This window comes from Okeania sp. SIO2B9 (assembly GCF_010672505.1).
GTDB lineage: Bacteria > Cyanobacteriota > Cyanobacteriia > Cyanobacteriales > Microcoleaceae > Okeania > Okeania hirsuta.
Genome location: NZ_JAAHGK010000883.1, coordinates 1 through 3,325 on the forward strand (window position 1 = coordinate 1; position 3,325 = coordinate 3,325).

Sequence of the window (3,325 nt, forward strand, 5' to 3'; positions counted from 1 at the left end):
CCCAGTACATTATTAAAAAGTCGTAGCGATCGCGAAGATTTTTTATAATAAGGAAGAATTTTATTTCCGTTTAATTAGGGTTTACTGAATAAGTAGGTAAACACGAATAAAACTCACTATATACTATATAAAGAAATGTTGATGCACCTCATACCCTTGATATTGCTTCCTTCCACTCCGTTACAGTCGCTTCGGACATACTTGTAAATTTTCCCACCTATTAATTGTCGAGCAAACTTAATTGTGCTGGCACAGATAACTCCTGAATATTTAAGTATATTTTCAACTTTCCGAAGTCAGGTTGATGAGAAATATTTGATGGAAACAAATCAACCCAACTTCGAGTATTAGCCTATGTTTTATCAGGAATACTTTAATTATTTTCTCCATCAATAAATTGACTGACTTGTTCAACTTGTAATTCCATAGCCAAAGCTATTTGTTCTACAGTTAAACCCAGATTTATTAGATTAGGAACTACAGAAAATTTTTCCAATAAAATAGCCTCTTGTTGTACTTCTAGTTTGCCTTCTTTAAGCCCTTGTTCTTTTCCTTCTAAAAAAGCCTCTTGATAGAATCGAGTTTTTTTTAAATCCCTCAGGTAAAACATCGCTTCAATTTCCTCCCTACTTTCTTGTATGAATTTCTAAATTAGAATGCTTTAAAGGAATATTTTAATTATTTTCTCCATTAATAAATTGATTCACTTGTTCAACTTGTAATTCTAAAGCTAAAGCTATTTGTTCTATAGTTAAGCCCAGATTTATCAAATTAGGAATAGCTGCCCTTTTGGCCAATAAGCTACCCTCTTGTCGGCCTTCTGAAAAAGCCTCTTGATAGAATCTAGTTTGTTTTAAGTCGCTCAAGTTAAACATGGCTTCAATTTCCTCCCGACTTGCTTGTGGTAATTTATAAATTAGTATGGTTTTAATCAATTGCAACCAGCTTTCCTTCTGTTTTGGTTCTGGTTCTTCTTGTTGTACTCTATCTAATAATATTCTAGCGTCTGACATAGTTTGATTCTGGTCACTCACGACTAATTTTAGCGTGGCCAACCCTAATGGTTCTGTTGTAGATTTACCTAATTCTGATAAATAAATACGAGAAACTCGGCTGTTTTCTAGGATTTCTGTATATCCATAACTATCCCCTTTATCCACATCATGACTAGGATAAATTACAACTGCTTGCCAATTTCTTAATTGTTTTGTATTTTTGAGATAAAGAAATATTTCTCCAAAGAAACGGGCATAAAAATTATTGTCTGGTTGAAACTGAACTTCAACAAAATAGATAGGGGTTTCGGGTGTGACTTCAGTAGGCACAAATACACCGTCTATTCTAAAGGATGTTTCTTTAACTTCAATGGAATCAAATTGATAGTTTTTTGCTATAGTTTCAGGTAGTGAAATTAGTTCAAAGAAGGCGTTAGGTACAGATTGGAATAGGGTGTAAAAAATACTGTCTGTTCTCAAGGGAATAATTTGGATATATGGTTGAATTGAATTTAATTATACAACAATATATATCTCGGAATAATAATATAGAAAACAAAAACTTTTTTATCACTAATTATCCGGATATGATATAACATTGAATTATACTAGGCTACTTGTATTTTCCATTACCTATTTCTCACAAGTTGTTATGAAAAATCCCCCGTTAATAAATTTATTTTGGCGACTCAGAGAAGCTGGAATGAAACTCGATATTTCACAATACGAGTTAGCAACTCAAGGTTTATTAGCATCTCTGGAAATGGGGTTAGATATTTCCGATAAACAAGCTATTGCCAGACTATATCGCACAATATGGGCAAAATCTCGTGATGAACAAAAATTATTTGATGATTGTTTGAATGAATTATTATCTCAGCAGAAAAATCTCTTTTCAGAATTTCATCAATTCATCGAAACAGCAACTAATAATTCTATTCCTGAAGCTAAGGAAGCAAAAGAGGAAATAATAGAAAAGTCATCTACTTCTACTTTAGAAAGTTCGCCAGAATCTACTTTTGAACCTGAAAGTTTTTCAGAAGTTCTGCCTCAACCTAATTTTCAACCAGAAAGTTCACCTCAACAAATTCCTGAACCTGAAATTTTTCCAGAAGTTTCACCTCAACAAATTCCTGAATCTAAAACTTTTCCAGAAGTTTCACCTCAACAAATTCCTGAATCTAAAACTTTTCCAGAAAATTCACTTCAAAAAATTCCTGAATCTAAAACTTTTTCAGAAATTTTATTACCGTCTACTTTGAATAATCCTCAAGTTGCCACTGCTATTCCTAAAACCCCTAAAAATGGAGATTATTTTCCTGTTAGTATTGCCCAAATACAGCGAACAAAACGTTTATTATTTCAACCTCAATTAACAGACTTTTCTAGCGATATCAATGTAAAAGCTACTGTAAAAAAAATAGCTAAAGAAGGTTTTTTTATACAACCTATCTATAAATATAGTCAGGGAAAACCAAAAAAAATTATCTTATTAATTGACCAGTCTGAGTCAATGAAGCCTTTTAATCCTTTCTGTCGTCAAATAATTAATTATTGGCAGGAAGCTGATATTTATTACTTTGATAATGTGCCAAGAATAAGAATTTATGCTGACCCTGATTTTTCCGAAAAGAAATCTTTGAAAACTCTTTTATCCGAATTAGTTAAAGAAGAAATTTTAGTTTTAATTTTAAGTGATGGGGGTGCTGCGAGGGGTAGGTTTGTTTCAGAAAGAGTTGAAAAAACCGAGAATTTTCTCAAATTTATCTCCCAAAAAGTGGAACGAGTGGCATGGTTGAATCCTTTGCCTCGCAAAAAGTGGTGCGGAACTTCAGCACAGGAAATTTCCGCTATTGGTAATGATAGTTTTAATCTGAAAACGTTCGGTCTAAATTATCAAGAATTTAAGACGATGTGTCAGTGGTTAATTTCTGGGAAATTGGGGATAAATTTGCCTGTTGTGAAAACTGATATTGAGGAGGTAGAAATTGTCAATGAAAATGTCGATCAAATTGCTGCTTTTACTGAATATTTCGGCGAACCTCATTTAATATTTGCTCAACACGCTGCTTTTCCTTTGGCATTAACTCCTGACCTTTTATATCGTTTATGGCAACGGTTTTTTGCTAGACAGCGCAATTTTAATATTCCTTGGTATGCGGTGGCAGATATTTTGTTGTCAAGTTTTTGTCATCCTGTGGATAGGGAACTCTATGAAATGGATCGGGGTATTCGGAATCAGTTGTTGCAGCTTTGTACAGAAAGGTTTGGGCAGTCTCGACTGGAAGAATTATCTCGGTTTTTGGTCAGTTATATTGATTCTCAAGTTA

The 3,325-nt window shown here is 33.3% G+C and carries 3 protein-coding genes; 1 reads left to right on the plus strand and 2 read right to left on the minus strand.

Annotated features, from left to right (window positions below):
• Positions 1-373 precede the first annotated feature (373 nt).
• Positions 374-610: a hypothetical protein gene (locus tag F6K13_RS24940; protein ID WP_287242542.1), complete on the minus strand. Its 237-nt coding sequence runs from the start codon at positions 608-610 to the stop codon at positions 374-376.
• A gap of 64 nt (positions 611-674) precedes the next feature.
• A complete protein-coding gene (locus F6K13_RS24945) occupies positions 675-1,475 on the minus strand; it encodes an Rpn family recombination-promoting nuclease/putative transposase (RefSeq protein WP_124143313.1) in 801 nt (266 codons plus the stop codon).
• A 172-nt stretch (positions 1,476-1,647) separates the two neighbouring features.
• On the opposite strand from F6K13_RS24945, the gene F6K13_RS24950 reads away from it, so the two are divergent.
• The coding region (locus F6K13_RS24950; protein ID WP_287288696.1) for a hypothetical protein at positions 1,648-3,325 on the plus strand (1,678 nt) is incomplete at its 3' end.

Bases quoted from the DNA above. Each gene is read 5' to 3' on its own strand.
- F6K13_RS24940 (WP_287242542.1), bottom strand. From the start codon at position 610: ATGTTTTACCTGAGGGATTTAAAAAAAACTCGATTCTATCAAGAGGCT.